At 38.3% G+C, this 23165-nt stretch carries 29 protein-coding genes, 1 tRNA gene and 1 pseudogene; 25 read left to right on the top strand and 6 right to left on the bottom strand.

From position 1 onward, the window contains the following. Positions 1-144: 144 nt before the first annotated feature. From LBYS_RS04755 to LBYS_RS04685, 16 genes and pseudogenes are all read left to right on the top strand, one after another. Positions 145-498, top strand: a complete 354-nt coding sequence (locus tag LBYS_RS04755; protein WP_013407748.1) for a nuclear transport factor 2 family protein — start codon at positions 145-147, stop codon at positions 496-498. Continuing rightward, a complete protein-coding gene (locus LBYS_RS04750) occupies positions 498-908 on the top strand; it encodes a DUF6157 family protein (RefSeq protein ID WP_013407747.1) in 411 nt (136 codons plus the stop codon). The genes LBYS_RS04755 and LBYS_RS04750 overlap by 1 nt, the downstream gene beginning before the upstream one ends. Positions 909-1155: 247 nt before the next feature. Further along, positions 1156-1734 (top strand): Crp/Fnr family transcriptional regulator, encoded by a 579-nt coding sequence (locus tag LBYS_RS04745; protein WP_013407746.1) that lies wholly within the window; start codon positions 1156-1158, stop codon positions 1732-1734. Positions 1735-1819: 85 nt separating this feature from the next. Further along, the gene (locus LBYS_RS04740; RefSeq protein ID WP_013407745.1) at positions 1820-2446 is read left to right on the top strand and encodes a hypothetical protein; all 627 of its coding nucleotides are present in this window, start codon (positions 1820-1822) and stop codon (positions 2444-2446) included. 10 nt (positions 2447-2456) lie between these two features. Beyond that, complete coding sequence (locus LBYS_RS04735) at positions 2457-2876, top strand: DUF6326 family protein (protein WP_013407744.1); 420 nt, start codon at positions 2457-2459, stop codon at positions 2874-2876. Next, a complete protein-coding gene (locus LBYS_RS04730; RefSeq protein WP_229310462.1) occupies positions 2866-3096 on the top strand; it encodes a zinc-binding dehydrogenase in 231 nt (76 codons plus the stop codon). Before LBYS_RS04735 ends, LBYS_RS04730 begins: the two co-directional genes overlap by 11 nt. Before the next feature lie 304 nt (positions 3097-3400). Then, a complete protein-coding gene (locus tag LBYS_RS04725; RefSeq protein WP_013407743.1) occupies positions 3401-3940 on the top strand; it encodes a DUF2975 domain-containing protein in 540 nt (179 codons plus the stop codon). A gap of 3 nt (positions 3941-3943) precedes the next feature. Continuing rightward, positions 3944-4162, top strand: coding sequence for a helix-turn-helix domain-containing protein (locus LBYS_RS04720; RefSeq protein WP_013407742.1), 219 nt, complete (start codon positions 3944-3946; stop codon positions 4160-4162). Further along, complete coding sequence (locus tag LBYS_RS19900) at positions 4152-4277, top strand: VOC family protein (protein ID WP_374750189.1); 126 nt, start codon at positions 4152-4154, stop codon at positions 4275-4277. Before LBYS_RS04720 ends, LBYS_RS19900 begins: the two co-directional genes overlap by 11 nt. A 254-nt stretch (positions 4278-4531) precedes the next feature. After that, entirely contained in the window at positions 4532-4972 is a 441-nt protein-coding gene (locus LBYS_RS04710) for a DUF1801 domain-containing protein (protein ID WP_013407741.1), read from the top strand. Positions 4973-5155: 183 nt separating this feature from the next. Next, complete coding sequence (locus tag LBYS_RS18160) at positions 5156-6082, top strand: alpha/beta hydrolase (protein ID WP_013407740.1); 927 nt, start codon at positions 5156-5158, stop codon at positions 6080-6082. Then, a complete protein-coding gene (locus tag LBYS_RS04700) occupies positions 6079-6309 on the top strand; it encodes a hypothetical protein (protein WP_013407739.1) in 231 nt (76 codons plus the stop codon). Before LBYS_RS18160 ends, LBYS_RS04700 begins: the two co-directional genes overlap by 4 nt. A 46-nt stretch (positions 6310-6355) precedes the next feature. Then, positions 6356-6439: pseudogene (locus LBYS_RS19895) on the top strand (hypothetical protein); the annotation flags it as partial. Between the two features lie 536 nt (positions 6440-6975). Then, positions 6976-7305, top strand: coding sequence for a Crp/Fnr family transcriptional regulator (locus tag LBYS_RS04695; RefSeq protein WP_013407738.1), 330 nt, complete (start codon positions 6976-6978; stop codon positions 7303-7305). 588 nt (positions 7306-7893) lie between these two features. After that, a complete protein-coding gene (locus LBYS_RS04690) occupies positions 7894-8244 on the top strand; it encodes a hypothetical protein (protein ID WP_013407737.1) in 351 nt (116 codons plus the stop codon). A 32-nt stretch (positions 8245-8276) separates the two neighbouring features. Continuing rightward, positions 8277-9005 carry a pirin family protein gene (locus LBYS_RS04685; protein ID WP_013407736.1) on the top strand — a complete coding sequence of 243 codons (729 nt, stop codon included), beginning with the start codon at positions 8277-8279 and terminating at the stop codon, positions 9003-9005. Positions 9006-9326: 321 nt separating this feature from the next. Here the strand turns inward: LBYS_RS04685 and LBYS_RS19415 are convergent, their stop codons facing one another. The 4 genes from LBYS_RS19415 to LBYS_RS04660 form a co-directional block, all read right to left on the bottom strand. Beyond that, positions 9327-10199, bottom strand: a complete 873-nt coding sequence (locus LBYS_RS19415; RefSeq protein ID WP_013407735.1) for an IS91 family transposase — start codon at positions 10197-10199, stop codon at positions 9327-9329. A gap of 98 nt (positions 10200-10297) precedes the next feature. Beyond that, positions 10298-10666 (bottom strand): TSUP family transporter, encoded by a 369-nt coding sequence (locus LBYS_RS04670; RefSeq protein WP_013407734.1) that lies wholly within the window; start codon positions 10664-10666, stop codon positions 10298-10300. Positions 10667-10726: 60 nt separating this feature from the next. After that, positions 10727-11344 (bottom strand): Crp/Fnr family transcriptional regulator, encoded by a 618-nt coding sequence (locus LBYS_RS04665; protein WP_013407733.1) that lies wholly within the window; start codon positions 11342-11344, stop codon positions 10727-10729. 432 nt (positions 11345-11776) lie between these two features. Then, a tRNA-Met gene (locus LBYS_RS04660) sits at positions 11777-11850 on the bottom strand. Between the two features lie 128 nt (positions 11851-11978). Here LBYS_RS04660 and LBYS_RS04655 point away from each other — a divergent pair. From LBYS_RS04655 to dapB, 9 genes are all read left to right on the top strand, one after another. Further along, entirely contained in the window at positions 11979-12359 is a 381-nt protein-coding gene (locus LBYS_RS04655; RefSeq protein ID WP_013407732.1) for an START-like domain-containing protein, read from the top strand. Positions 12360-12419: 60 nt separating this feature from the next. Further along, complete coding sequence (locus tag LBYS_RS04650; protein WP_013407731.1) at positions 12420-13781, top strand: LptF/LptG family permease; 1362 nt, start codon at positions 12420-12422, stop codon at positions 13779-13781. 104 nt (positions 13782-13885) lie between these two features. Beyond that, positions 13886-14161 (top strand): 30S ribosomal protein S15, encoded by a 276-nt coding sequence (gene rpsO, locus LBYS_RS04645; protein ID WP_013407730.1) that lies wholly within the window; start codon positions 13886-13888, stop codon positions 14159-14161. Between the two features lie 119 nt (positions 14162-14280). After that, entirely contained in the window at positions 14281-16437 is a 2157-nt protein-coding gene (gene pnp, locus LBYS_RS04640; protein WP_013407729.1) for a polyribonucleotide nucleotidyltransferase, read from the top strand. A gap of 54 nt (positions 16438-16491) precedes the next feature. Beyond that, complete coding sequence (locus tag LBYS_RS04635) at positions 16492-17355, top strand: sigma-70 family RNA polymerase sigma factor (protein WP_013407728.1); 864 nt, start codon at positions 16492-16494, stop codon at positions 17353-17355. Positions 17356-17437: 82 nt separating this feature from the next. Beyond that, on the top strand, positions 17438-18034 hold the full coding sequence (locus tag LBYS_RS04630; protein ID WP_013407727.1) for a ParA family protein: 597 nt from the start codon (positions 17438-17440) through the stop codon (positions 18032-18034). After that, the gene (locus LBYS_RS04625) at positions 18024-18890 is read left to right on the top strand and encodes a ParB/RepB/Spo0J family partition protein (RefSeq protein WP_013407726.1); all 867 of its coding nucleotides are present in this window, start codon (positions 18024-18026) and stop codon (positions 18888-18890) included. The genes LBYS_RS04630 and LBYS_RS04625 overlap by 11 nt, the downstream gene beginning before the upstream one ends. After that, entirely contained in the window at positions 18887-19504 is a 618-nt protein-coding gene (locus LBYS_RS04620; RefSeq protein WP_013407725.1) for a DUF5683 domain-containing protein, read from the top strand. Before LBYS_RS04625 ends, LBYS_RS04620 begins: the two co-directional genes overlap by 4 nt. 5 nt (positions 19505-19509) lie before the next feature. Continuing rightward, on the top strand, positions 19510-20235 hold the full coding sequence (dapB, locus tag LBYS_RS04615) for a 4-hydroxy-tetrahydrodipicolinate reductase (RefSeq protein ID WP_013407724.1): 726 nt from the start codon (positions 19510-19512) through the stop codon (positions 20233-20235). 12 nt (positions 20236-20247) lie between these two features. On the opposite strand, the gene LBYS_RS04610 is transcribed toward dapB, so the two are convergent. Next, a complete protein-coding gene (locus LBYS_RS04610) occupies positions 20248-21237 on the bottom strand; it encodes a TlpA disulfide reductase family protein (protein ID WP_013407723.1) in 990 nt (329 codons plus the stop codon). Between the two features lie 122 nt (positions 21238-21359). Further along, positions 21360-23144 (bottom strand): M61 family metallopeptidase, encoded by a 1785-nt coding sequence (locus LBYS_RS04605; protein ID WP_187287922.1) that lies wholly within the window; start codon positions 23142-23144, stop codon positions 21360-21362. Between the last annotated feature and the right edge of the window lie 21 nt (positions 23145-23165).

Genomic DNA, 23165 nt, shown 5'->3' with positions numbered 1-23165 from the left:
AAAGGCTTCGATTTGACGGAAGTACAAAGTTAAACTGTCGTTCTTCGATTGAACTTTTGTACTAAAAATCCCCGCCTTCGGCAATACCCAAACCGTTAGCGGTCATTGTAGGATGACGTTTCAAACAGACAAAAAACAATTCAAATGACAACATTCACAGAAACAGTAAAAGAGTTTAACTCTCTAGTTCAGCAGTATAAATTCATTGAAGCTGTTGATAAGTTCTATGACCAAGACATTATTTCAACAGACAACAGTAATGAGCCAACCAAAGGAATGGAAAATTTCCGAAAGGAGGTTGAAAATTTTATTTCCAATTCAGAAGTTGAAAAACTCGAATTACTTTCGACAATTGTTGAAGAAAACTTATCTGTTGCTCATTGGCATTATATTTTTACTAATAAAATGTTTGGCAGACTTGATTACAAACAAATATCGGTTCAGCGTTGGAGGAATGGTAAAATCATTCAGGAAAATCATTTTTACAACTTGGGATAATGAAAGTCTATACTACCAATTACTTTGACACTTTTATCGAAGTGGCAGAAGACACGAAATCAAATTGCGGAACAAAACCTCCGGCTAAAGGGAAGAAGACTGTTGCCGAAATACAATATGAACTGATTGTGAAAAATCCATATAAATACACATCTGATGATATACTATTTCAAGTGTTTGCTGTCAAAAATAATTTGACTAAAGAAGAACTTAAACTGGCAAGAGAACAATTTTTCTCAAAGGGACAACCCTGTTTAAGGACATCACCTTTATCTAAAAACTATGGTTTTGGTATCCATTGCGATAGTAACGGAAAAATTGCTATCTATGGAATGGAAACGCAGGAATACGAAAAGTTTATTGCCGACACAAATTTGAGAAAAGTGAAAGCAATGCGTTCGAAAAGATAAACTGAAATAACAACGATCCGCTAACATCGGTTTTGCAAAAGAGCGGGTTAAGTGCAAAATTCAACGGTAGTAATTCTATCACCGCATAAGCCATTTTTATTTCCTTTTTTTGTAATTTAGCAAATAGAAAATGGCTTATGCTACTGTTGTGCAAAATTGAAAGTCCGTGCTTCTATTTCCGCTCCTTCGCAAAGCCGTAACCCTTTGGTGGCAAGTGTAACAGACGACAGTAATAACAGAAAATATAATGCAAGACTTACTATTTGACTTTATAACAAAATATGTTTCTCTGACAGAAGATGAGAAGAACGCAATCGTTTCTTTGGACATATTTCGCTCGGTAAAGAAAGGGACGACTTTACTCAAAGAAGGACAAAAATCGAAAGATAGCTATTTTGTTCTAAAAGGATGCATTCGGAAATATTACATCATTGATGGTGAAGAAAAAACTACTGCTTTCTATACAGAAATGGAAGCGTTGACGCCCCCTTGTGTAATAAGCAAAACTCCATCTGAATATTATATAAGTTGTATAGAAGACACTATCCTTACAGTTTCAAATTCTGATATGGAAGTAGAAATAAACAGTAAATTCCCAAAGTTTGAAATAATGTGTAGAATATTATCGGAAGAATTGTTAGCCAAACAACGAATAGATTTTGACAAGTTTAAGACTTCTTCCCCTGAACAACGGTATTTGAATTTATTGCAATCACGACCAGACCTTATTCAGCGTGTTCCGCAACACCAATTAGCGAGTTATTTAGGCATTCGACCACAATCATTAAGCAGATTAAGAGCAAGGATTCTTGAAAAAAAGAGCTAAAACGTATTTCTTCACTTAAGTGAACGAGTTATGGCTTCTCGCCAATCTACTTTTGCACTATCATTTAACAACAACAAGAATAGATATGCAAAAGGAAAAAATCATTCTCTTCATTGCACTTTTAGGTACTCTTTCTCTGAATCTTCAAGCACAATATGCCAAAACAGACAGCACTTACAAACGATGGTTCGTTGGTAGTACTGTGTTTTTATTAGGTAATTTAGCTACCGTAAATCCCCCTAACTTCGCCCAACTCAATTTAGGCTATAGGATTACAGGAAAAGATGCAATTACATTAGAACCCAAAACCTGGAAATATGCCTGGCCGAATGGTATTCACCCATTCTTAAACAAAGCATACGGAAAGCCGGAAGAAAAATTTCCGGGGTATATTCGTGAGTATGGTTTATCAGTGGCTTACCAACGATTTTTGTGGAAAGGTTTATATGCCGAACTTAATGTAATGCCTACTTTGCAAACTTTTGTGAACGACAAAGGCAAAAAAATTGATAATGGTTTTCAGATTTTTAACACATACCGTGTTGGTTATCACATCAAACTTTTCAAGGACAGATTTTTTATTCAACCATCAATTGCAATTACCCACCGTGCATATCACACAAAAATGCCTGATGGATTTAAACAGTTGGATGATAAATGGTCTAAATTCATCTTCGGAGAACCGGGATTTCATTTTGGGTTTAATTTTTAGTTGATAATTTATGAATACACATAATGCACTGGAAGACATCAAAGTCAGTTTGAAACTGAGGCTTGCTACGCTGTGGGCTAGTTTGATGTTTCTATATATCTATCTTGATTATTTCCACTTATATATGCCGGGTAAGATAGCAGATATACTGAAAGGGAGGGTATTTGAATTTGGTATTACGCAAGGATTTCTTTTGGCAGCACTCGTCTCAATGACAATTCCGGTACTGATGATTTTCCTTTCTGTTACCCTGCCGGCTAAAGTAAATCGCCGGGCAAATATCATTTTTGCCGCGGTGTATATTCCCTTTACATTGTTTAATTTGGCAGGAGAGGCTTGGATGCACATGGTGTTTGGTGCTGTTGTAGAAGTTGTTCTTCTTTGTCTAATTATCCGTTATGCATGGAAATGGCCTCGTATTGAAACATGAAAAACCTGTGAACGAAAATGGGGTGTACAAAAGTTTGAATGGTTCGGGATATGCTTCGGAAACAATACAAACACTACAACTATTAAAAGAACTGTTTGAAAAAGCAGCGTTTAAGGCGGTAATTGACAAGACTTTTCAAATGGATGAGATAAAAGAAGCACATAGATATGTTGACATAGGAAGAAAAAAAGGTAATATAGCGCTAAGAATTAGCGAATGACAAGAACACCAGCCACCAACACGGGCTTTGCAAAAGTGGCGGTTCAGTGCTTCGTAGGACAGTTTTTCTTAAATTTGAAGTTCGGTGCTTCGTATGAAATTTGATGGTAAAATCGCCACCTTCGCCAAGCCCCGAAAATGCTATGTGGCAGCTTATGACAACTCTCCGACCCAACCGCTATCAAATCCCGACACTTTATCTTCGTTAATTATAGTGGAATCTCAATAAATTTCTGTTAATCAAATTATTTTTATTGTTTATCAATATATTTTTATTATTTTTTCGACATCAATTTAAATCTTTAATGATGTCAAAAACAAACAACTTCGTATTCTGGGGCTTATACATTGTGGCATGGCTCATTTTTGTCGGCTTGTCCATTGAAGCAGGAGGCTTAATCGTAAATTTCTTTTTCAGTCTGTATAACCCCGAATTTGTCCAAAACCTTTATCAAAAGCTGGACTTATCTGAAATGTATAGGGACAGCAAGTTGGTTTTCTTTGGAACGTATAGTTTTATACTATCTATTGCCATTTTAAAAACAATTCTGTTTTATATAGTCATAAGGTTAATGCACAAAATGGATTTGAAAAAACCATTCAGCACTTTTGTCGCCAAACAAATTACTTTGCTTAGTTATTTCACCTTATTTATCGGACTGTTAAGTTTGATTGGCAGACAAATAGTCAAGAATTTATCCCTTCACGGTTTTGTAACTGACAACCTCAATGAATTCTGGGTAGATGCACAAGCATTCATTCTTATGGGAGCTGTCATCTACATCATTGCAACCATTTTCAAAAAAGGAGTAGATATTCAAAACGAAAACGATTTAACAGTATAAGCTATGCCAATCATTGTAAACTTAGATGTAATGATGGCAAAGCGTAAAATGTCGTTGAATGAGCTATCAGAAAAAGTTGAGCTAACGCTTTCCAATCTTTCAATTTTAAAGACGGGAAAAGCAAAAGCTATACGCTTTAGAACACTCGAAGCGATTTGCGAAGCGTTGAATTGCCAGCCGGGTGATATTTTAGAATATAAAAACGAAAAAGATGAAAAATAAACTAACACATTTTGCCATTCACATTGACGACATTGAACGGGCAAAAAAATTCTATGACCGTGTTTTTGAATGGGGTTTCAACTCTTACGGACAAGGTGACTTTTTGCAAATATAAGCAGATAAGTCTGAACATGGAGAGCTAATTGGAGCATTGCAATCAAGACAATATTCCCCAATTCCTGACAAGATTATTGGCTTGGAATGCACGATTGGTGTTGAGAACATTGACGAAATCATAGAAAGGGTAAAAAGTAATGGAGGACAAGTTATTATGCCTAAGACAGCAATTCCTTATGTTGGCTATATTACTAAATTTTTGGACACAGAAGACAACTTGATTTGTGGAATGCAATATGACAATTCGGCAAGATGAAAGATTCACGACCAATTCATCCAGACTTTCAATTCTTTTTGGACCTAAAAGACCAAGAAGTAATTGAGTTGTTTACCGACTTGAGAGACTATATTTTGGAGTTGTATCCAGACTGCAACGAACTTGTTTATCATACTCACGCCTTGACAGCGGTGTTTTCAATCTCGGACAAGCTATCAGACGCTTTTTGTATGTTACCAATTTACACAAATCACCTAAATTTAGGTTTCAACAGAGGAACACTTTTGAAAGACCCAAATAAACTCTTAACGGGAACAGGAAATTTAATTAGGCACATTGACGTAAAGAAAACAAGCAACTACAGAAACACCAAAGTAAAAGCCTTGATTAAAGAAGCGATTGACTTTGCAATAAAGGATATGGACAAGCCGACTAAATCAATCGGAAAAACTATTTCAAAAATTAAGAGGAAATGAAAGCCGGCCGCATAACAACGGCTTGGCGTAATGGCGGGTGAATTTCTTCGTAGAAACATTTGTGCTAAATTTGAACTTTGGTGGTTCGTATGAACTTTTGTGGTGAAAATCCGCCACTTCGCCAATGCGTTTCCGTTTTGACGCATGCAAAGAAAACGTCCTACATTAATTGAAACATAAGAAATGAAAACAAGATTAATAACAATCGGATTGATATTAGTTTCTTCAATCCAAATTTTTTCACAAAATGGGAAACCTGACAAGAAGGAATTTGTCTACAAAACCGTAGGAGGTCATGAAATTCGAGCAAATATTTTTTTGCCAAAAAATGATGGATTGCATCCAGTTCTCGTTTATTTTCACGGCGGTGGGTTCATTTTTGGAAACAGAGACCAGGGATTAGAGATTCCTCTTAAAGAAAAGCTCCTTGCTAATGGCTATGCAGTTGTATCGGCTGATTACAGGTTAGCCCCGGAAACAAAACTTGATGAAATGCTTAAAGATGTAAGCGATGTTATTAAGTGGATTAAACTAAACGGGCAACAAAAATATAACATTGATACCAGTAAGATTGCAGTTGCCGGAGGTTCAGCAGGTGGGTATTTAGCTCTCTCCTCCGGTTTTAAACGGGATTTAATGCCGGATGCCATTATTGCTATTTCAACACCGACTGGATTTTCAACGGCAAATGTTCAGATGGGAGATTTAACTGTGCTAAACCAACCCGGGCCGTATGACATAGTCAAAGATTCTGTAGTTTCATACGGAAATTATGACAGCAGAATGGATTTATGGAGATTTCTTGCGAGGAACCGATTAGCATTATATGAGATTTTTGGCTTTGACCCTTCAAAAGAACCTGAAAAATTAGATAGGTATACATTGACAAATAATGTAAAATCCAATTTTCCGCCTACTTTGATTATTCATGCTAAAAATGACCATTTGGTAGATTTACAACAGGTAAATGAATTTTATACTTTCTTAACTGGGAAACGAATCAAAGCGGAATTACATCTTGTAGAAAACGGACATAGTAGTGAACTGATAAAGCAGAATCCTGAAGTAATTGAGAAAATAATTGAATTCTTAAAAATACAAATGCCATGATAGATTTTAAAGTCAAAGAAGTCAGGGGATTTTGTGAAATCAACTCCGACCCTGAAATAATCAAGAAGTTCCAAAAATATTTCAAAGAAGGCTATGATGGCTATGGAATTGATGAGAATGTGTTTAAAAAGCAGATAGATAATTGGATTGAGCAATGGAAAGAAGAAATGACTATTGATAGCTATCTGATTCTGGGTGATGAATTGATAAAAAAATGGCAGATATGATGAAAAATACCTTGCGGTAACATTCTTAAAGACAAAAAGAGCGGATTTTTCCAATGATACCTTTAATCGGATTGGAAAATGGTTTGATTACGGAATAAACAACTGGGCGACAACCGATGTACTTTGTTGATTTATTATATCAAGTTTATTAATTGATAAAGTAATTGACTTTGATGATTTAAAAACATGGATTGATTCCGAATCTGAATGAAAACGCCGGGTTGTCCCTGTTGCAGTGGTTGAGCTGGATAAGATTAAGAAAGATTTAAAACCTGATGAAGCTATAGAGCTGATTGAACCTTTAATGCCTGATGATTCTGAATATGTTCAAAAAGGATTGGCACATTATTGCATGGATTATGGAAGAAATACCCTGCCGATATTGAGGATTTTTTAATGAAATGGAAAGATAAGTGCGGAAGATTGATAGTGCAATACTCAACGGAGAAAATGGACAAGGAATACAGAAAGAAGTTTAGAAAAAGGAAATAATGCACGACGGCACAACACAGTGTATAAGCCATAAGGGTGTCGGTTGGTTGCGAAGGTTCTCCCTCGCATCAGCGTTTCGTCCCGGTTGACAGGAACGTGGTTCCGCAGTCCCTTACGGCTCATACACTCACATGTTACCTGCAATCTTGACAGCAACACCGTACAAAAACAAAGATGTCCGAAATCTTCAAAAAACATATAGAAAAATTCACAAAAATATCCGATGAAGAATTTGAGGAAATCTTGAAATATTTTGATGAAAAACAAATTGCGAAGAAAGAAAATCTATTGGAAGAAGGACAAATATGCCGTTACCACTATTTTGTTTTGGAGGGTTTGCTCCGCAAGTTTTACACAAACGAAAAAGGTATTGAACAAACTACAGAATTTGCTATTGAAACCTGGTGGATTACTGACAATATTGCTTACGAACATAAACTGCCTACAGAGTTTTATATACAAGCTGTAGAAAAATCAAGAATACTCTACATTTTCGGGATGTAAATCAGTGGGTAAAGCACCAAAATGAAGCGCCAGTGCAGCCACACGGCGTGATTAATTTTCGAAAGTGCGTTTACTTCGTCCTAAAATAGAAATTTTTCGTTCAAAACGTTGCAGAAGTTCAGAAAAACCTGTAATTTCATTACAAGCGCGATTCAAAGTCCTTTCGACTACGCTCAAGGCAGGTCTTAATTCCTCCGGAGATTTATTTAGTTACCATAGTAGCAGTTAATTAATATATACTAAGGTACAAAATCATCGTAGAGAAAGCTACCGGAGGTTTAGTTCAACAGGCGTTTGGCAAAAGATCGGAGTAACGGCTAAATTGAACGTTTCTGCTCCCTTATCCGTAAAAACCGTTTGGTTTTTGCTTTTGTTTTCATAATTTAGTAAAAAACCAAAACGGTTTTGCTCACGCTCGGAGCTAAAGGAAACTTGTCGCTTCCTTTTCCGCTCCTTCGTCAAGCTGCCGAACCGTTAGTGGCAATTAAACGACAACGCTCACGAAACAACAAACCAACAGTAACATAAAAACAAAAGAAAAATGAGAAAAGTAGCATTATTATCAATTGGAATTTTCGCTTTGACAGCTTGCAACAACCAATAAACAATTCTTCTGAAAATTCAGAAGCAAAACCTGTAATAGAACAATCAACCGTTGGCGGAGATAAGGACGAACACGGCTGTCTTACTGCGGCAGGCGAAACTTGGAGTCAACTCAAGCAAAGCTGTATCCAAATTTTTAACGTAGGACAACGCTTAAACCCAATTGAAACTAAAGACGGGGAAACTGTTATCAGTGCTTTTGTGCTGTTTAATGACGACAAATCGGAAGCAGAATTGTTTTTGCCAAATACGCAAAGCAACACAATTTTAAAAACGACCGATAACCAAAACCATGGAAGTGGAGAGTACAAGTTTGACGCTAATGAATCCACTTAGTACATAAACCATGAAAAGAAGTACAAAGCAGAATGATTAAAAAAATAGAAAACGATAAAAAGGTAGGGAACGCCCATATTAAAATTCTCTATCCGGGAAGTGTAATTGAAAACTCAACTGATAGTGGATTGGGAAGTATCGGAAGAATTGACCACGCCAACATCGGGGGAAATGTAACTATCAAAATGCACCCACATATAAATGATGATATACTTTCCTATTTCCGTTCGGGACACGCTGTGCATACCGATTCGGAAGGATTTCAGGCAACCGTTTCCAGAAACAAGCTAATGCTGATGAAATCGGGAAAACTCTTTTATCACGAAGAAACAATGCCCGAACCTTTGGAAGGACTTCAGATATTTATCCGACCTAAATCCAAAGACCTGAAACCTGAAGTTGTATTTCAAGACCTGAATGAAACAGATAGTGTTGATTCTTGGAGATTACTTGCTTCACCTAAAGAACAAACGCAATTACAGTTTTCGAGTGAAACGTGGATATACGACACCAAACTAACAAACGGAAAAACAATTGAATTACCCGATTTACCAAAGAATGAGCTGACAGGTTTGCTTTATGTTTTTCAGGGAAATGTCGTGCTGAATAATGACATAAATCTTCTAAAGGGAGAATCTATACTTTTCAAGAACGAACAAATTGAAATAAATGCGTTAGAAACATCGGAATTAGTGCTATTCATTACAGACGAAAATTCCGAATATTACGATGACGGAATGTATAGTGGAAACAAACATTAACTGCCACTAATAACTAAGCTTTAGCTTCGCTCTGTTCGGGCAAAGCCCTCGAGTCGTCTTGTCTGAAAGACAAGAGATGAATTGAAAATCACTGAACACCAAAACAAATCATTAAAATGTGAAGTAAAGCCCGTTGAACCCTTCGATAAACTCAGGGCAGGCCCACCGTAGGGAGCTCAATACTTATTATGGAGTGTTCGAAGTGTAGTTTTAAGGTATACAAGCAGTATTTTTACGATTACTGCTTTTTTTGTGTTGGTTTCTCCTTTTTTACACTGTTTTTCGATGCAAAAAAATCACAAGTTCCCTTACCCATAAAAGCTAATTCACAGGCGCAATTTGGCTTTCGATAAGGTAGGCTTTCGGTGGTCCTCTTTGTCCAAAAACATGCAAGGTGATCAGATTTCCGGCTTTACAGCAATAGCATTTTTTATGTTGCGTTTTGGGTTTAATTATTGGGCGTACAACTTTTATATCTTTTTGTATTCGTTGGAGTTTTCCGCGTTTCCTACTGCTGCTTAGAATTCCGTAATGTCTGATTTGCACAAAGCGTTTGGGTAGAATATGTAAGCTAAATCGCCTTGTAAATTCTTCGTTTTTTAAGGTGAGTTGCTTGGTTTTACTTTGGTCTTTGTAATCTTTATAGCTGATGGTAACTTCTTGTTCGGTTACATTTTTTATCCGATGATTGCTTATAGCAACTTTGTGGGTGTATCTGCCTAAATATTCAATCACTTGCTTGGGGCCACCCAAAGGTCGCTTGGCATAAACCACCCAATTCTTTTCAAACAACAAACCGTCATGTTGGAGTATTCTCCAAATTTCTTCTCGACTTAGGATGACGGGTAGTTTTTTTTCTTTAGGAATCGAGGGTAAATGAAGATAATCGTACGGAAGATTTTCGGAATTTAAGAGAAAACGCAATCCGTAAACGGTGTGTTTAAAATACGATTGAGAAGATGAATGGGAGCGTTGCTGCAGTTCAAACAGATAATCTTTAACCTGTTCGGGATGTAAATCGGTGGGTAAAGATTCAAAATGAAGCGCCAGTGCAGCCACACGGCGTGAATAATTTTCGAAAGTGCGTTTACTTCGTCCTAAAATAGAAATTTTTCGTTCAAAACGTTGCAGAAGTTCAGAAAAACCTGTAATTTCATTACAAGCGCGATTCAAAGTCCTTTCGACTACGCTCAAGGCAGGTCTTAATTCCTCCGGAGATTTTTTTAGTTACCATAATTTTGAATTTTTAATACCCTAAATTTATGATTTCTAATGGAAAAGCTACCGGAGGTTTAGTTCAACATGAGTAGGGCAAAAAGCAGTATGAGAACTAGGTTCTTAGTTACCGTAAAATGTCCCATGTGGAAGATATCTACTGGAATGGATGGAAGTACTATTTCCCTGGTAATGAGGATGGTCATTATGGAAGGAATTCCAAAAAGCGCGGCAGCTTTGAGATTTACCAAGCCCTGCTTAAAATAGGAAAGGGATCCAACAATGCTAGTGGAACCTACAATAAATAGAGAGTAGACGGTGGCTAAGATAGGATCAATCCCAAATAAATATGCTAGAACTGGTAAGGTCAGAATGCTACCGCGGCCTCTTACAAGTCCTAAAGAAATCCCAATAAAAATGGACGCCGAATATCCTGCTAATGCCATAAGATTTTGTATTGATCCTGCAAAATTGGATCAATCCCAAAACCAGTACAGTTACATTAGTTACACAAGGGTAATTTTATTTCTTCCCAGTCTGACTCTCCCTAATTCTTCCAATTGTTTTAAAAGCCTTGAAACCACCACTCGAGCCGTTCCAAGCTCATTGGCTAACTGTTCGTGAGTGATATTCAGGGTATTGGAGCCCATCACCTCTTGCTTTTTCTGAAGTAGACCCAAGAGGCGCTCATCAACTTTTTTGAATGTAACTGCATTGACCATTTCGAGTAACTCCTCGAAGCGTTTATGGTATAAGCGAAAAATATAATCAAGCCATTCCGGGTGCTCTTTGATGAATAAGTTAACCTTATCTATGGGAAGAAATAGGATCTCAGCTTCTTCCTCCACTTCAGCCTTGACTTTACTGGTTTCATTGTGCATTCCTCCTAGAAAGGACATTACGCAACTTTCGCCTGATCTGATATAATATAAAAGTATTTCTCTTCCATCTTCTTCTGTCCGTATCACCTTTAAGGTACCTTTAGTGACTATAGGGATAGAACGTATGGACGCATTTTCATTCAAAATGACGGAGCCAACTGGATAGTTTTTCCTGATGCTACTGTGATAAAGTTTTAATACTAAATCAGGGGACGATTTAAACTCTGCTACTAGAGGCTCCATTTCATTAATTGGGCTTGCTTTGATATTAAAACATTGAAATAAACTAAAAAGTGCGTAGAAGAGTGGGGTAGTGGGGCTTTTGGAAGTGTTGTATTGGAAATAAATTGCATTTAGACCTATTGAATCTCGATTTGCTGAAAGAAAGAACTATTAGGGTTTATTTCCCCGGATTTAGCCGGTCATTCCTGAATCCCGGTTGCAGTAGGTTTAGAATTGTCATTTGTAAGGACCTTGGTACTGTACTTTCTATTTAGCCATGTCCAGAAGGGCACTGTTCAATACACTTAATTTGAGAAATAGAATCCGAAATAGGTGTGGTTAACCAACTAAATAAATGGTGATAAGTGGGCGCGACTTAGGATAATCATTTCAGGTTACTTACTTTGGGCTTAAATAATAAAAAAGCCTCAAGAAGACTTGAGGCTTTCGGTGTAGCGGGGAGCAGAATCGAACTGCCGACCTTAGGGTTATGAATCCTACGCTCTAACCATCTGAGCTACCCCGCCGTGCTTTGGAGGTGCAAAATTAAAAAACTTTCCGAATTACAACAACAAATTTGAAGAAGTTCTAAAAAAAAAATTCTTAAATTTGATAAAGTGTCTACTAATTAAGATATTGTAAAAAAAAGGTACCTATGGCAAAATATAAATACGTTCAAGAATTTCCGTTTCGAGCTTCACCGAAGGTATTGTACAATTACATTAGTACCCCAGGAGGATTGCAGCAATGGTTTGCCGACAGGGTCACCTTGAACTCCGATAACCAATTTGTGTTTTATTGGGATGATAGGGATCATGTGGCAGATCTTACGTCTTCTCGTTTGAATAAATCTAGTCGCTTTGATTTCGTGGGTCAGGACGCCGGAAATTATTTAGAATTTAAGTTTGTAACCTCTGAATTGGACAATTCTACTTATTTAAAAGTAACGGACCAATCAGATAATCATGATGTAGATGATTTGGAGTCCATGTGGACCGAATTAATTGATAATCTCAAAGAAATAGTGGGAGGCTGATTTTGAAATGGCAGAAAAGATGCGGTATTTTGCGCCTCTTTTGGCTTAATTCGCATTAGAATGAAGAAAATCGACAAGCTATTTGTCAAATCATATATTGGGCCCTTCGTACTTACTACTGCCATAGTAGTATTTATATTCTTGATGCGCTTTCTGATGATCTACTTTCCAGAATTCATCGGAAAGAACTTAGACATGATGGTATTTGCGAAGTTATTCTTCTATTTTACCATGATGACGATTCCCATGTCACTTCCTTTGGCTACGCTGTTAGCTACCTTAATGTGTTTTGGGAATTTGGGTGAAAAGTCGGAATTGACGGCTATGAAGTCAGCGGGTATACCTATCACTAGGCTCATAGTGCCTACGATGATTCTCTCAATTTTCGTGGCTATTTTTTCCATAGGATATAATAATACGGTTAATCCTTGGGCTAATTTGAAAGGGTGGTCTCTTCTTTATGATATCAAAACCACTAAGCCTGCATTAAATATTCAGGAGGGGATTTTCTACAATCAAATACCTGGATATAGGATTAAGGTAGAGAAGAAAGTAGGGGATGGGCAGTCTTTGAAAAATGTGATCGTGTATGATCATAATACTGGGAGTGGGAACAAGAACATCACGGTTGCGGATTCCGGTAGGATGTACACCATCAATAAAGAAAGTCAATTGGTTTTTGAGCTGTATAACGGAGTGAATTACAGTGAAGGAAGTAGCTATAACAATATGGCCCAAATGACCCGGTATTCCTTTCAGAAGAACAAGATAGTATTCCTTCTATCCAGTTTTGGTTTGAAGCGTTCCAAAGAGGAAGATTTTACCTATCATGAATACATGAAGAGTATTCCTGAGTTGAATGAAAAGATTGATTCTTTGAATAAGCAGATTAGGGATAAATCAGGACAGCAGATTATAGCTTATAAACGTTTGGATTTGTACGCCTTTCCGGAGATGGTAGGAGATACCTTGAGTAAGAAGGGAATTGTGGCTGGGGCATGGGTAGATTCTCTACTGACTAAAGTGGAGAAGATCACGTCCGTTCAGGAGTTTAATAGTTCTGCAAGGACGAAACTGGAGAGTCAAAAATCCCAGATTGTTTCTGACATGAGTTTCTTAAATGGAGTGGAGAAGGCGGTTTGGGCTGCGGATTTGGAAAGGTGGAATAAGGTTACCACAGGATTTTCATGTTTGGCCATGTTTTTGATAGGAGCATCTTTAGGATCAATTATCAAGAGAGGGGGATTTGGTATGCCGGTGTTGATATCCATAGCCTTTTTTATATTGTACTATCTGCTTCAGCAGATGGGAAATAAATATGCAAAAGAAGGCTTGATTTCGGCAGTAGTAGGAGCTTGGATGCCTTTTTCCGTGTTGATCACTATAGGTGCATTATTAATGAGGAGGGCAAAGAACTTTTAGTGCTTCGTAATGAAGAATTTCTGTATTGGAATAGTCGTTTACTAATAATATTTTATTAAATTTGCAGCTGTTTTATTTTAAATCAATTATCTAGGTTAACATCAATGTATTTAACTCCGGAAAAGAAACAGGAGATCTTCGCATCGAAGGGTCTTCAGAAAAAAGCGACTGATACAGGTTCTGCTGAATCTCAGATCGCATTATTTACCTACAGAATTGCTCATTTAACTGAGCATTTGAAAGTTAACAAGCATGATTATTCTACTCGTTCAGGTCTTTTGAAACTTGTAGGTAAGCGTCGTCAACTTCTTGATTATCTTATGAAAGTAGATATCAGTCGTTACAGAGCTATTATTGCTGAACTTGGTATTCGTAAATAATACCTTATTGGGAATCCGAAACTTCGGGTTCCCTTTTTGATGGAAAATTATCCCCGCGGAAGAATAAAGGATTAATCGTTGTATCAAAAGCGGAAAATACAACACATAAAATTTAAAGAATGTTTAATATTGTTCAACAGACCATCCAGATGCCGGATGGTTCCACCATTACCCTGGAAACCGGTAAATTAGCAAGACAGGCAGACGGAGCAGTGGTGTTACGTAGTGGAAAGCTAATGATGCTTGCCACAGTTTGTGCTGCTAAAACGCATAAAGAGGGTACTGACTTTTTGCCTCTTTCTGTGGATTACCAAGAGAAATTTGCTTCCAATGGTAAGATTCCGGGCTCCTTCCAAAGGAGAGAAGGTAAATTATCTGACAATGAGATCTTGATTTCTCGTTTGATTGACAGAGCCCTTCGTCCAATCTTTCCTGAAGATTTCCATGCGGAAGTTCAAGTGATGGTTACGCTTCATTCAGCAGACGAGAATATTCAACCTGATGCTTTAGCTGCCTTAGCTGCATCTGCAGCCATTATGGCCTCTGATATTCCTTTCAATGGTCCTATTTCTGAAGTTCGTGTAGCGAAAATCAATGGAGAGTATGTGATTAACCCTCCGGTACAAGCTATTGGGAATGCAGATCTAGATTTGATCGTTGCGGGTACCTCAGATAGCATTATCATGGTGGAAGGAGAGTCTAACGAAGTTTCTGAAATAGAAATGGTAGAAGCTCTTCGTGCGGCACATGAAGTTATTAAATTACAAGTTGCTGCTCAGAAAGAATTTGAAGCAAAAGTAGGATCAACTACTAAGAGAGAATATAATCATGAGGTGCATGATGCTGAAATCAAAGAGAAGATGTATTCTGAACTCTTTGATAAAGTATATGCGGTTTGTTTGGAAGGAAATCCGAATAAGCATTATAGAAGCGAGGCTTTTGCTAAGATTCTGGAAGACTTTATTGCGGCTCAACCTGAAGAATTGCAAGATAATCCTCTTTACAAAGTTTATTTTGGAGATATCACTTATGATGCTTCCAGAAAGATGGTATTGGAAGAAGGGAAACGTCTTGACGGTAGAAAATTAACAGAGATCCGTCCTATCACGGTAGAAGTGGATTATCTACCTTCTGCTCATGGTTCAGCTTTGTTTACCAGAGGTGAAACTCAATCTTTATCTACTACTACTTTAGGTACGAAATTAGATGAGCAGATTGTAGACCTTCCTATGGTGAAGGGTTATTCTAAATTCTATTTGCATTATAACTTCCCTGGATTCTCCACCGGAGAGGTTCGTCCGAACAGAGGGGTAGGTCGTAGGGAGATCGGTCATGGTAACTTGGCGCAGAGGTCTCTTGAACGAGTGATGCCACCAGAGGAAGAGAATCCATATACTATCCGTGTAGTATCTGATATCTTAGAATCTAACGGTTCTTCTTCCATGGCTACCGTTTGTGCGGGATGTTTGTCATTGATGGATGCGGGTGTACCTATTAAGGCTCCTGTTTCAGGTATTGCTATGGGATTGATCACTGATCCATCTACAGGAAAATGGGCGGTATTGTCTGATATTCTTGGAGATGAGGATCACTTGGGTGATATGGACTTTAAGGTTACAGGTACTGCTCAAGGTATTGTAGCTTGTCAAATGGATATCAAGATCGGAGGTTTATCCTTTGATATAATTGAAAAGGCTTTGAATCAGGCTCGTGAAGGTCGTTTACATATACTTGGTAAAATGACAGAAGTGCTTGAGAAGCCGAAACCTGATCTTAAACCACATGCTCCTAGAGCGGTGACCATAGTGATTGACAGAGAGTTAATCGGTGCGGTGATAGGACCTGGTGGTAAAGTAGTTCAGGAGATTCAAAGAGAATCAGGAGCTACGGTTAATATTGAAGAGAAAGATAATAAAGGCTATGTTTCTATTTTCGCTACAAATGGTGAGAGTATGGATCTAGCTAGAAAGCGTATAGATGCCATTGTAAAACAGCCTGAAGTAGGTGAGATTTATGATGCTACGGTAAAATCTATACAGCCTTTCGGCGCCTTCATGGAATTCTTACCGGGTAAAGAAGGTTTATTGCATATATCTGAGATCTCTTGGGAGAGACTTCCTAGTATGGATGGCGTCTTAAAAGAGGGAGATCAGTTGCAAATTAAATTGACCGAAGTAGACAAAAAAACAGGCAAATTCCGTTTATCAAGGAAGGTTTTACTTCCAAGACCGCCAAAAGAAGAAAAACCGGCAGAGGAAAAGAACAATAATGCCTAACAATTTGTTAATACAAAGGCGTCTAAAATTTTTTTACAATATTATTGATTATTGATGAGACAACTTAAGATCAGTAAACAGATTACCAACAGAGAAAGTCAGTCCTTGGATAAGTATTTACAAGAGATTGGTAAGGTGGACCTGTTGACTCCGGATGAAGAGGTAATCTTAGCTCAAAAAATCAGAGATGGGGACCAATTATCATTGGAGAGACTTACAAAGGCCAACCTTCGTTTTGTGGTATCTGTGGCAAAACAGTATCAAAATCAAGGTCTTTCATTGGGAGACTTGATTAATGAAGGTAACTTGGGACTGATTAAAGCTGCTCAGCGTTTTGACGAAACCAGAGGGTTTAAATTCATTTCATATGCGGTGTGGTGGATTCGTCAAAGTATACTTCAAGCCTTGGCTGAACAATCTCGTATTGTGAGATTGCCTTTAAACAGGGTAGGTTCTTTGAATAAGATTTCCAAAACTTTCTCTGAGTTAGAGCAACGCTTCGAGCGTGAACCTTCTCCGGAAGAGTTGGCGGAGGTCTTAGAGATTTCTGCAAATGAGGTGGTAGATACCATGAAAATCTCTGGTCGTCACGTGTCCGTTGACGCTCCATTTGTACAAGGGGAAGAAAACAGCCTTTTGGATGTATTGGAGAATGATACGGAGATTCGTCCGGATCAGGAGCTAATGAATGACTCTTTGAGAAGAGAAGTGCTAAGAGCTCTTTCGACCCTGACTCAAAGAGAAGCAGAAGTGATCATGTTCTATTTCGGTCTTAACGGAGAGCAAGCCATGACGTTAGAGGAAATCGGAGAGAAGTTTAATTTGACGCGAGAGCGTGTTAGACAGATCAAAGAGAAAGCCATCCGACGCTTAAGGCAAACCTCACGAAGTAAGGCCCTAAAAGCATACTTAGGATAAGAGGTTCTGAAAAGAACCTCTTTTTTATTTTTAGGGAATCTTGCTTGTAGACCGATTTTAAAGCAATTTTGTAAGCATATACATGGGGAAGGTTTTAGGAATCATAAGCTTTAAAAAGGGAAGTGGAAAAACCACTACTGCTGCGTATTTATCTGCTGCCTTACGGGTCTTGAATAGGAAAGTGGTGTCAGTAGATTTAGGCGGTGGACTTTCAGAAAAGCTTGGGGTTTCCGAAGGTGTAGTTGAAGTAGAAGGCATTTCCTGGTGGCATCAGGAGCATTTAGGAGCTGAGGCAGATTATGTGATTGTAGATTTGCCCTATCATTCTATTTCTGATGAAATCTTGTCTCAACTGGATAGCGTAATTATACCGGTGGAAGCTAGGAGAGGAGGACTTCAACACTTTAATTCTACACTTTTAACCCTACAGGAGCACGAAGACCTTTTAATTGAAGGGATTTTGCTTTCCCAGGCAGATGCACATAATGATTTTGCAGCACAAATGGGAAAAGACTTGGAAGAGTATTTCCCTGATTTTATATTCAAATCCGTAATTTCCAGAAATTTCTACCTATCTAAAGAGGCGTTTAACGTTTTAGATGTAAGAAAGCAGGGATGGCATAGCGGTTTTGTGGAATTTTTAGCTTTGGCTAACGAACTGATAGAACATGAACATTAAGAGAAAAATGGGGTTAGGGAAGGGATTGAGTTCCCTTTTGTCAGAAACTCCTGCAGAAGTAGTGCAGGAAGAACATGACTCGTTTGAGATTCCTATAGATGCTATTGAGACGAACCCTTACCAACCTAGGACTCAATTTGATCAAGAGGCATTAGAAGAGCTTTGTGCTTCTATACGGGTGCAAGGTGTAATTCAGCCTATTGCGGTTCGTAAAATTGGAGATAAATACCAATTGATCTCCGGTGAAAGGAGATTGAAAGCTTCGCAGTTAGCAGGATTGAAGACCATTCCGGCCTATATTCGTGAAGCCACAGATACCCAGATGTTGGAATTAGGTCTGATAGAAAACGTCCAAAGGGAGAATTTAAACCCTATGGAGATAGCTATGGCCTATAAGCGCTTATTAGAGGAATGTGAGCTCAAACAGGAAGAACTAGCTACCAGAGTAGGTAAGAACAGGAGTACAATCAATAACTTTCTAAGGTTATTGGCTCTGCCTCATGAAGTGCAGGAAGGTTTAGCAGAAGGTAAGCTGAGTATGGGCCATGCGCGTGCTTTGCTTGGTTTAGAATCACAGGAGTTGATGCTGAAATTATACCAAGAGATTCTTACCCGTGACCTATCTGTACGTAAAGTAGAGGAATTAGTTAAGAATGTTAATATTAAGTCTTCTACCACGAAAAAGGGGAAGACGGTTTCAGAACCGAAAAAGTTCTTAGAAACGTATCAGCATCATTTTGGTGAGATATTTGGAAGAAAGGTCATAGTTCAAGCAGACGCTCATCAGAAAGGTGAGATCAAGATTCCATATGCGTCTAGGGCAGAATTGGAACAAATCATGGAGAAATTGAAGTGAAGAAGCTCTTAATAGGATGTCTTTTTATCAGCCTGAGTTCTTTTGCTCAGACGGATTCTACAGAAGTAGAAAGAGGTGCTCGTTTTAAGAAAGCCAGTACTAATTTTTTTTCTACCTCTAAGAAGATCTTTGGTATAGACAGCCTAACCAAAAAAGACCGTCCCCGTATTATTTTCCTGAGATCTATGCTTTTACCCGGTTGGGGACAAGCCATGAATAAGGACTACTGGAAACTTCCTATTGTGTATGGAGCTGCTGCAGGCGGTTTATATGCCATCCATTCTAATGCTAAACGATACAATTACTATCTGAATCATGTAGAGATTCTGGAAGAATCAGGTAAACCTTCCATGCCACCCATAGATCACCCTAACGGAGTGGCCATTTCTAAAGAAACCTATGCCAGAGCAGCATCTCAGTTTAAGAGATACAAGGACCTAAGCATCATTGGTTTTGCCCTTGGTTGGACGTTATTTGCTGTAGAAGCGAATGTTCGCGCACATTTGAAGAATTTTGATATTTCAGACGATATTAGTTTACAATGGAAACCTGCGCTTATCCCTACAGGCAATAGTTTTGCCGCAGGAGTTAGTGTAAGTTTAAACTTTAAGTAGAACATATGAAAATAGCCCTATTAGGTTATGGAAAGATGGGCAAAGCTATTGAAGCAATTGCCGTTCAAAGGGGTCACGAAATTGTGGCAAAAATAGATTTAAATAATGCTGCTGAGCGGGAGAATTTGAGTCCTGACAGCGTAGATGTAGTAATAGAATTCAGTTCTCCTCATTCTGCATATGATAATTTAAAGTTTTGTATGCAAAAAGGCCTCAAAGTGGTATGTGGTACCACCGGTTGGCTAGATAAGAGAACTGAAATAGAGGGTTTAGCTACAGAAAGCCAAGCGGCTTTCTTTTATGCCTCAAATTATAGTATTGGTGTGAATCTTTTCTTCCAACTGAATAAGATTTTGGCCAGGATAATGGCTCCGCATCAACAGTATGAGATCTTTACTTCTGAGATTCACCATACGGAGAAGCTTGACGCACCTTCTGGAACGGCGATAACTCTAGCAGAGGGTATTATGGAAAATAATCCGGCAAAGACCTCCTGGGTGAGTAATGAGATTCCAAAAGCTTCTGAGATAGGTATTTGGTCATCCAGGGAGGGCAAAGTTCCGGGAACTCATGCTATCAAGTATATCTCAGAAGTGGATGAGATAGAGATCAAACATACCGCTTATTCGCGTACGGGATTTGCATTTGGAGCTGTTTTAGCTGCTGAATGGTTAAGAGATAAGACAGGAATCTTCGGAATGGAAGATTTACTAAACGAGAAAGCCTCCTAAGGGAGGCTTTTTTTATGGGGCTTTAGTTGAGCCAAGTAATTGTTCCAATGTATCATGAAGGTCTTTGCCCTTCAGGTTCTTTGCTACAATGGTACCGTCTGGAGCAAGTAAGAAGTTAGCCGGTATGGCTCTGACTCCATATAAGGCCGCAGGAGCGCTTTTCCAGTATTGTAAGTCAGAAACGTGTGTCCATGTCAATTGATCCTTCTCTATAGCTTTTATCCAAGCTTCTTTCGTTCTATCAAGAGAAACTCCGAAGACGTCAAATCCTAGTTCATGGTATTTTTGGTAAGCGGCCACTACATTTGGATTTTCTTTCCTACAAGGACCACACCAGGCCGCCCAGAAATCCACCAAAAGATATTTCCCAAATTTGTCTGATAACCTAACCGACTTACCTTCTGTATCAGCTAGCGTAAAATCCGGAGCCTTTTGCCCAATTTTTACCAATTCTAGCGTCTCAAGGTAGGCCTTAAGGTTTTTACCGTAAGGAGAATTCTGAAGTTCAGGACTTAAAATCCCTAGGTACTCTCTGATTTGGTCCGCTTCTAATCTGTAGGCAAAGTTTCTATATAAAACATAGGCTGAAACTACGGATTTCGGATACTTATTTATAAAGGCTTTGATATCAAAATCTCTTCCTGCAGATTTGTATTCTTCAAAGATGTCCTGGGCTGATGATCCGGAAAATTTTGTATTTTTATAATATGAGCTGGAATCAAGTTCTACGCTTATATTCTTGTCCTGTTCGTCTAAATAGAGGAATACAGGCGACTTTTCCTGATCTAGTGTTAACCCATATACTTCCGGAGTAGTTATGTTTTTATGAAAGCTGAAAGTGCCTTCTTTTACTACTGCTGAATCAATGGTGTAGAAGATCTTGTCTTTAAATTCTTGTAAATAAACCTTCTTCGCAGGAGAAGAGATTAGTTTTCCTTCAATATGTACTTGGGCAGATGCACTCAGACTCAAAAGGGACAAGGCTAGTATTTTTCTTTTCATTAGTCTATTAGTTTTGTATACTATACTGCAAAGGTAGACTAATAGCTTCTGTATTTCCAAGATATACTAGAAAAAGTTTTTGCAAAAAAAAGGCCTCTGAATTTCAGGGGCCTTTTCATGGATCAAAGGTGCATCCATTTTTTAAAGATCTTCTGGGCTGTAGGATCTGCAGAATTTCTTGGTTTAAGATTGATTCTGACTCTTGGATCTTGAACAAGAGTAATAGGTAAGGTGATCTTTGTACCCGCTCTTAGTACAGTTACATTGATTTTATCACCTACTTTTTTACCTTCAACCACTTTCTCGAAATTGGTGAAAGGTACTCCATCCACCTCTAAGATATCGTCATTTACATTTATGCCGTAGATATATGCACTAGTACCGTAGTCTACTCTGGCCACTTTGTTTCCTCTTCCCATAGCACCGAAGGAAGGTTTGCCAGGGTTACTTAGCTCTAATTTAGCATCCACGTCAACCATATTGAAATACTTGGTATAATCAATGGTTTCAGTACCAAAAACATACTTTTGGAAGAATGGAGTTAAATCTTCTCCTGCCACTTTTGAACATTCATCGAAGAATTGTTGGTCAGTAAATCCTATGTCTTTTTTCAGGTACAGGTTATTGTACAGGTTTTTAAGAACATCGTCCAAAGATTTCTCACCTTTAGTATTGCTGATAATGATCATGTTCAAAATATTGGCTAATACTCCACCTTTGTTATAATAGGAAACGGTAGAGTTAGCGGAGTTCTCATTGGATCTATAGTATTTAATCCAGGCATCCCATGAAGATTCAGCTACCGGCTGGACCTTGTTTCCGTATTGGTTTTCGATGGTTCCAATATTTCCTGCTAGCATGGTCAACATACGGTCAGTAGAAATGATATTGGCTCTTCTCAAGATATCACTTTGGTAATAGCTAGTAAAACCTTCTGAGACCCAAAGCATGTTCGTATAGTTCTCGTTTTCATAGTCGAATGGCCCTAAAGCTATAGGTCTAAGGCGTTTTACGTTCCAAAGGTGGAAGTATTCGTGGGCAATTAGCCCTAAGAATCCTTCATATTTACCAGGGTTTTGGTAGGCATCTGGAGAGGTCATACAGGTGGTTGAGTTCAAGTGTTCCAAGCCACCACCAGCTCCTGGTAGATGATGTACAATGAATAAATACTCTTTACATGGATGTTTTCCTCCGAAGATAGAATGACTTGCCGTTACAATTTTCTTATAATCTTCTATGACCTTTGCTCTATCATATACCAAAGGTTCCAAAGAGTAGTTGGCAATCTTGTGTTTTACCCCAAGAGCTTCAAATTCAAGGATCTCGTGGTTGCCTATCTCAAATGGGCTATCCACTAATAAATCAAAGTTTTCAGCTTCAAATGCGTTCTTGCTCACTTCAGGTAAGGCTACAGAAACCTTAGAGAAGGAAGCGTGAGGTATGATCTTTACCAAGTGCTTCTTGTTCATCAACTGCGGTACATATAGGAAGGTAGGAGCCCCGTTGATATATCCGTGAGATGCATCTAGGAAATTAGTTCTTACGCTGATTTCAAAGGCATAGAGTCTATAACTAACTTCTACGGCCTGGCCTTTATGACCTGTTACTTTCCAGGTGTTTTTAGAGGTTTTGACTGCTGAAATCTCCTTTCCTCCGGCGGTAGCTTTCAGGCTCTCAATGTTCTTTGCATATTCTCTGATGAGGTAAGAACCCGGAGTCCAGGTTGCCATTTTGAAGTCAATGTGGTCTGCTTTTAAAACTTGTGGATCTTCTACTTTAACTTTGATTTCAAAGTAGTGGGTGTGGGGTTCAGGCATGGAAACCTCATAACTAATAGGATAGGAGGCTCCAAAGGCAGCTGCTAGAGGTAGGGTTAACAATGCCAGTAAAGCAAAATATTTGGACATAAACTGTAAAAAATTTGATTT

It is taken from the genome of Leadbetterella byssophila DSM 17132 (genome assembly GCF_000166395.1).
In the GTDB taxonomy this organism is placed as follows: Bacteria; Bacteroidota; Bacteroidia; order Cytophagales; family Spirosomataceae; genus Leadbetterella; species Leadbetterella byssophila.
Note: the sequence above shows the minus strand (reverse complement) of the source record. Positions and strands in the feature narration are given on the sequence as shown.

Coding starts and splice junctions, on each gene's coding strand:
- dapB (WP_013407724.1), top strand. CDS start 19,510: ATGAAAATAGCCCTATTAGGTTATGGAAAGATGGGCAAAGCTATTGAA.
- LBYS_RS04720 (WP_013407742.1), top strand. CDS start 3,944: ATGCCAATCATTGTAAACTTAGATGTAATGATGGCAAAGCGTAAAATG.
- LBYS_RS04700 (WP_013407739.1), top strand. CDS start 6,079: ATGATAGATTTTAAAGTCAAAGAAGTCAGGGGATTTTGTGAAATCAAC.
- LBYS_RS04635 (WP_013407728.1), top strand. CDS start 16,492: ATGAGACAACTTAAGATCAGTAAACAGATTACCAACAGAGAAAGTCAG.
- pnp (WP_013407729.1), top strand. CDS start 14,281: ATGTTTAATATTGTTCAACAGACCATCCAGATGCCGGATGGTTCCACC.
- LBYS_RS04725 (WP_013407743.1), top strand. CDS start 3,401: ATGATGTCAAAAACAAACAACTTCGTATTCTGGGGCTTATACATTGTG.
- LBYS_RS04750 (WP_013407747.1), top strand. CDS start 498: ATGAAAGTCTATACTACCAATTACTTTGACACTTTTATCGAAGTGGCA.
- LBYS_RS04665 (WP_013407733.1), bottom strand. CDS start 11,344: ATGGAGCCTCTAGTAGCAGAGTTTAAATCGTCCCCTGATTTAGTATTA.
- LBYS_RS18160 (WP_013407740.1), top strand. CDS start 5,156: ATGAAAACAAGATTAATAACAATCGGATTGATATTAGTTTCTTCAATC.
- LBYS_RS04655 (WP_013407732.1), top strand. CDS start 11,979: ATGGCAAAATATAAATACGTTCAAGAATTTCCGTTTCGAGCTTCACCG.
- LBYS_RS04735 (WP_013407744.1), top strand. CDS start 2,457: ATGAATACACATAATGCACTGGAAGACATCAAAGTCAGTTTGAAACTG.
- LBYS_RS04685 (WP_013407736.1), top strand. CDS start 8,277: ATGATTAAAAAAATAGAAAACGATAAAAAGGTAGGGAACGCCCATATT.
- LBYS_RS04610 (WP_013407723.1), bottom strand. CDS start 21,237: ATGAAAAGAAAAATACTAGCCTTGTCCCTTTTGAGTCTGAGTGCATCT.
- LBYS_RS04625 (WP_013407726.1), top strand. CDS start 18,024: ATGAACATTAAGAGAAAAATGGGGTTAGGGAAGGGATTGAGTTCCCTT.
- rpsO (WP_013407730.1), top strand. CDS start 13,886: ATGTATTTAACTCCGGAAAAGAAACAGGAGATCTTCGCATCGAAGGGT.
- LBYS_RS19900 (WP_374750189.1), top strand. CDS start 4,152: ATGAAAAATAAACTAACACATTTTGCCATTCACATTGACGACATTGAA.
- LBYS_RS04710 (WP_013407741.1), top strand. CDS start 4,532: ATGAAAGATTCACGACCAATTCATCCAGACTTTCAATTCTTTTTGGAC.
- LBYS_RS04755 (WP_013407748.1), top strand. CDS start 145: ATGACAACATTCACAGAAACAGTAAAAGAGTTTAACTCTCTAGTTCAG.
- LBYS_RS04670 (WP_013407734.1), bottom strand. CDS start 10,666: ATGGCATTAGCAGGATATTCGGCGTCCATTTTTATTGGGATTTCTTTA.
- LBYS_RS04745 (WP_013407746.1), top strand. CDS start 1,156: ATGCAAGACTTACTATTTGACTTTATAACAAAATATGTTTCTCTGACA.
- LBYS_RS04650 (WP_013407731.1), top strand. CDS start 12,420: ATGAAGAAAATCGACAAGCTATTTGTCAAATCATATATTGGGCCCTTC.
- LBYS_RS04605 (WP_187287922.1), bottom strand. CDS start 23,144: ATGTCCAAATATTTTGCTTTACTGGCATTGTTAACCCTACCTCTAGCA.
- LBYS_RS04695 (WP_013407738.1), top strand. CDS start 6,976: ATGTCCGAAATCTTCAAAAAACATATAGAAAAATTCACAAAAATATCC.
- LBYS_RS04740 (WP_013407745.1), top strand. CDS start 1,820: ATGCAAAAGGAAAAAATCATTCTCTTCATTGCACTTTTAGGTACTCTT.
- LBYS_RS04630 (WP_013407727.1), top strand. CDS start 17,438: ATGGGGAAGGTTTTAGGAATCATAAGCTTTAAAAAGGGAAGTGGAAAA.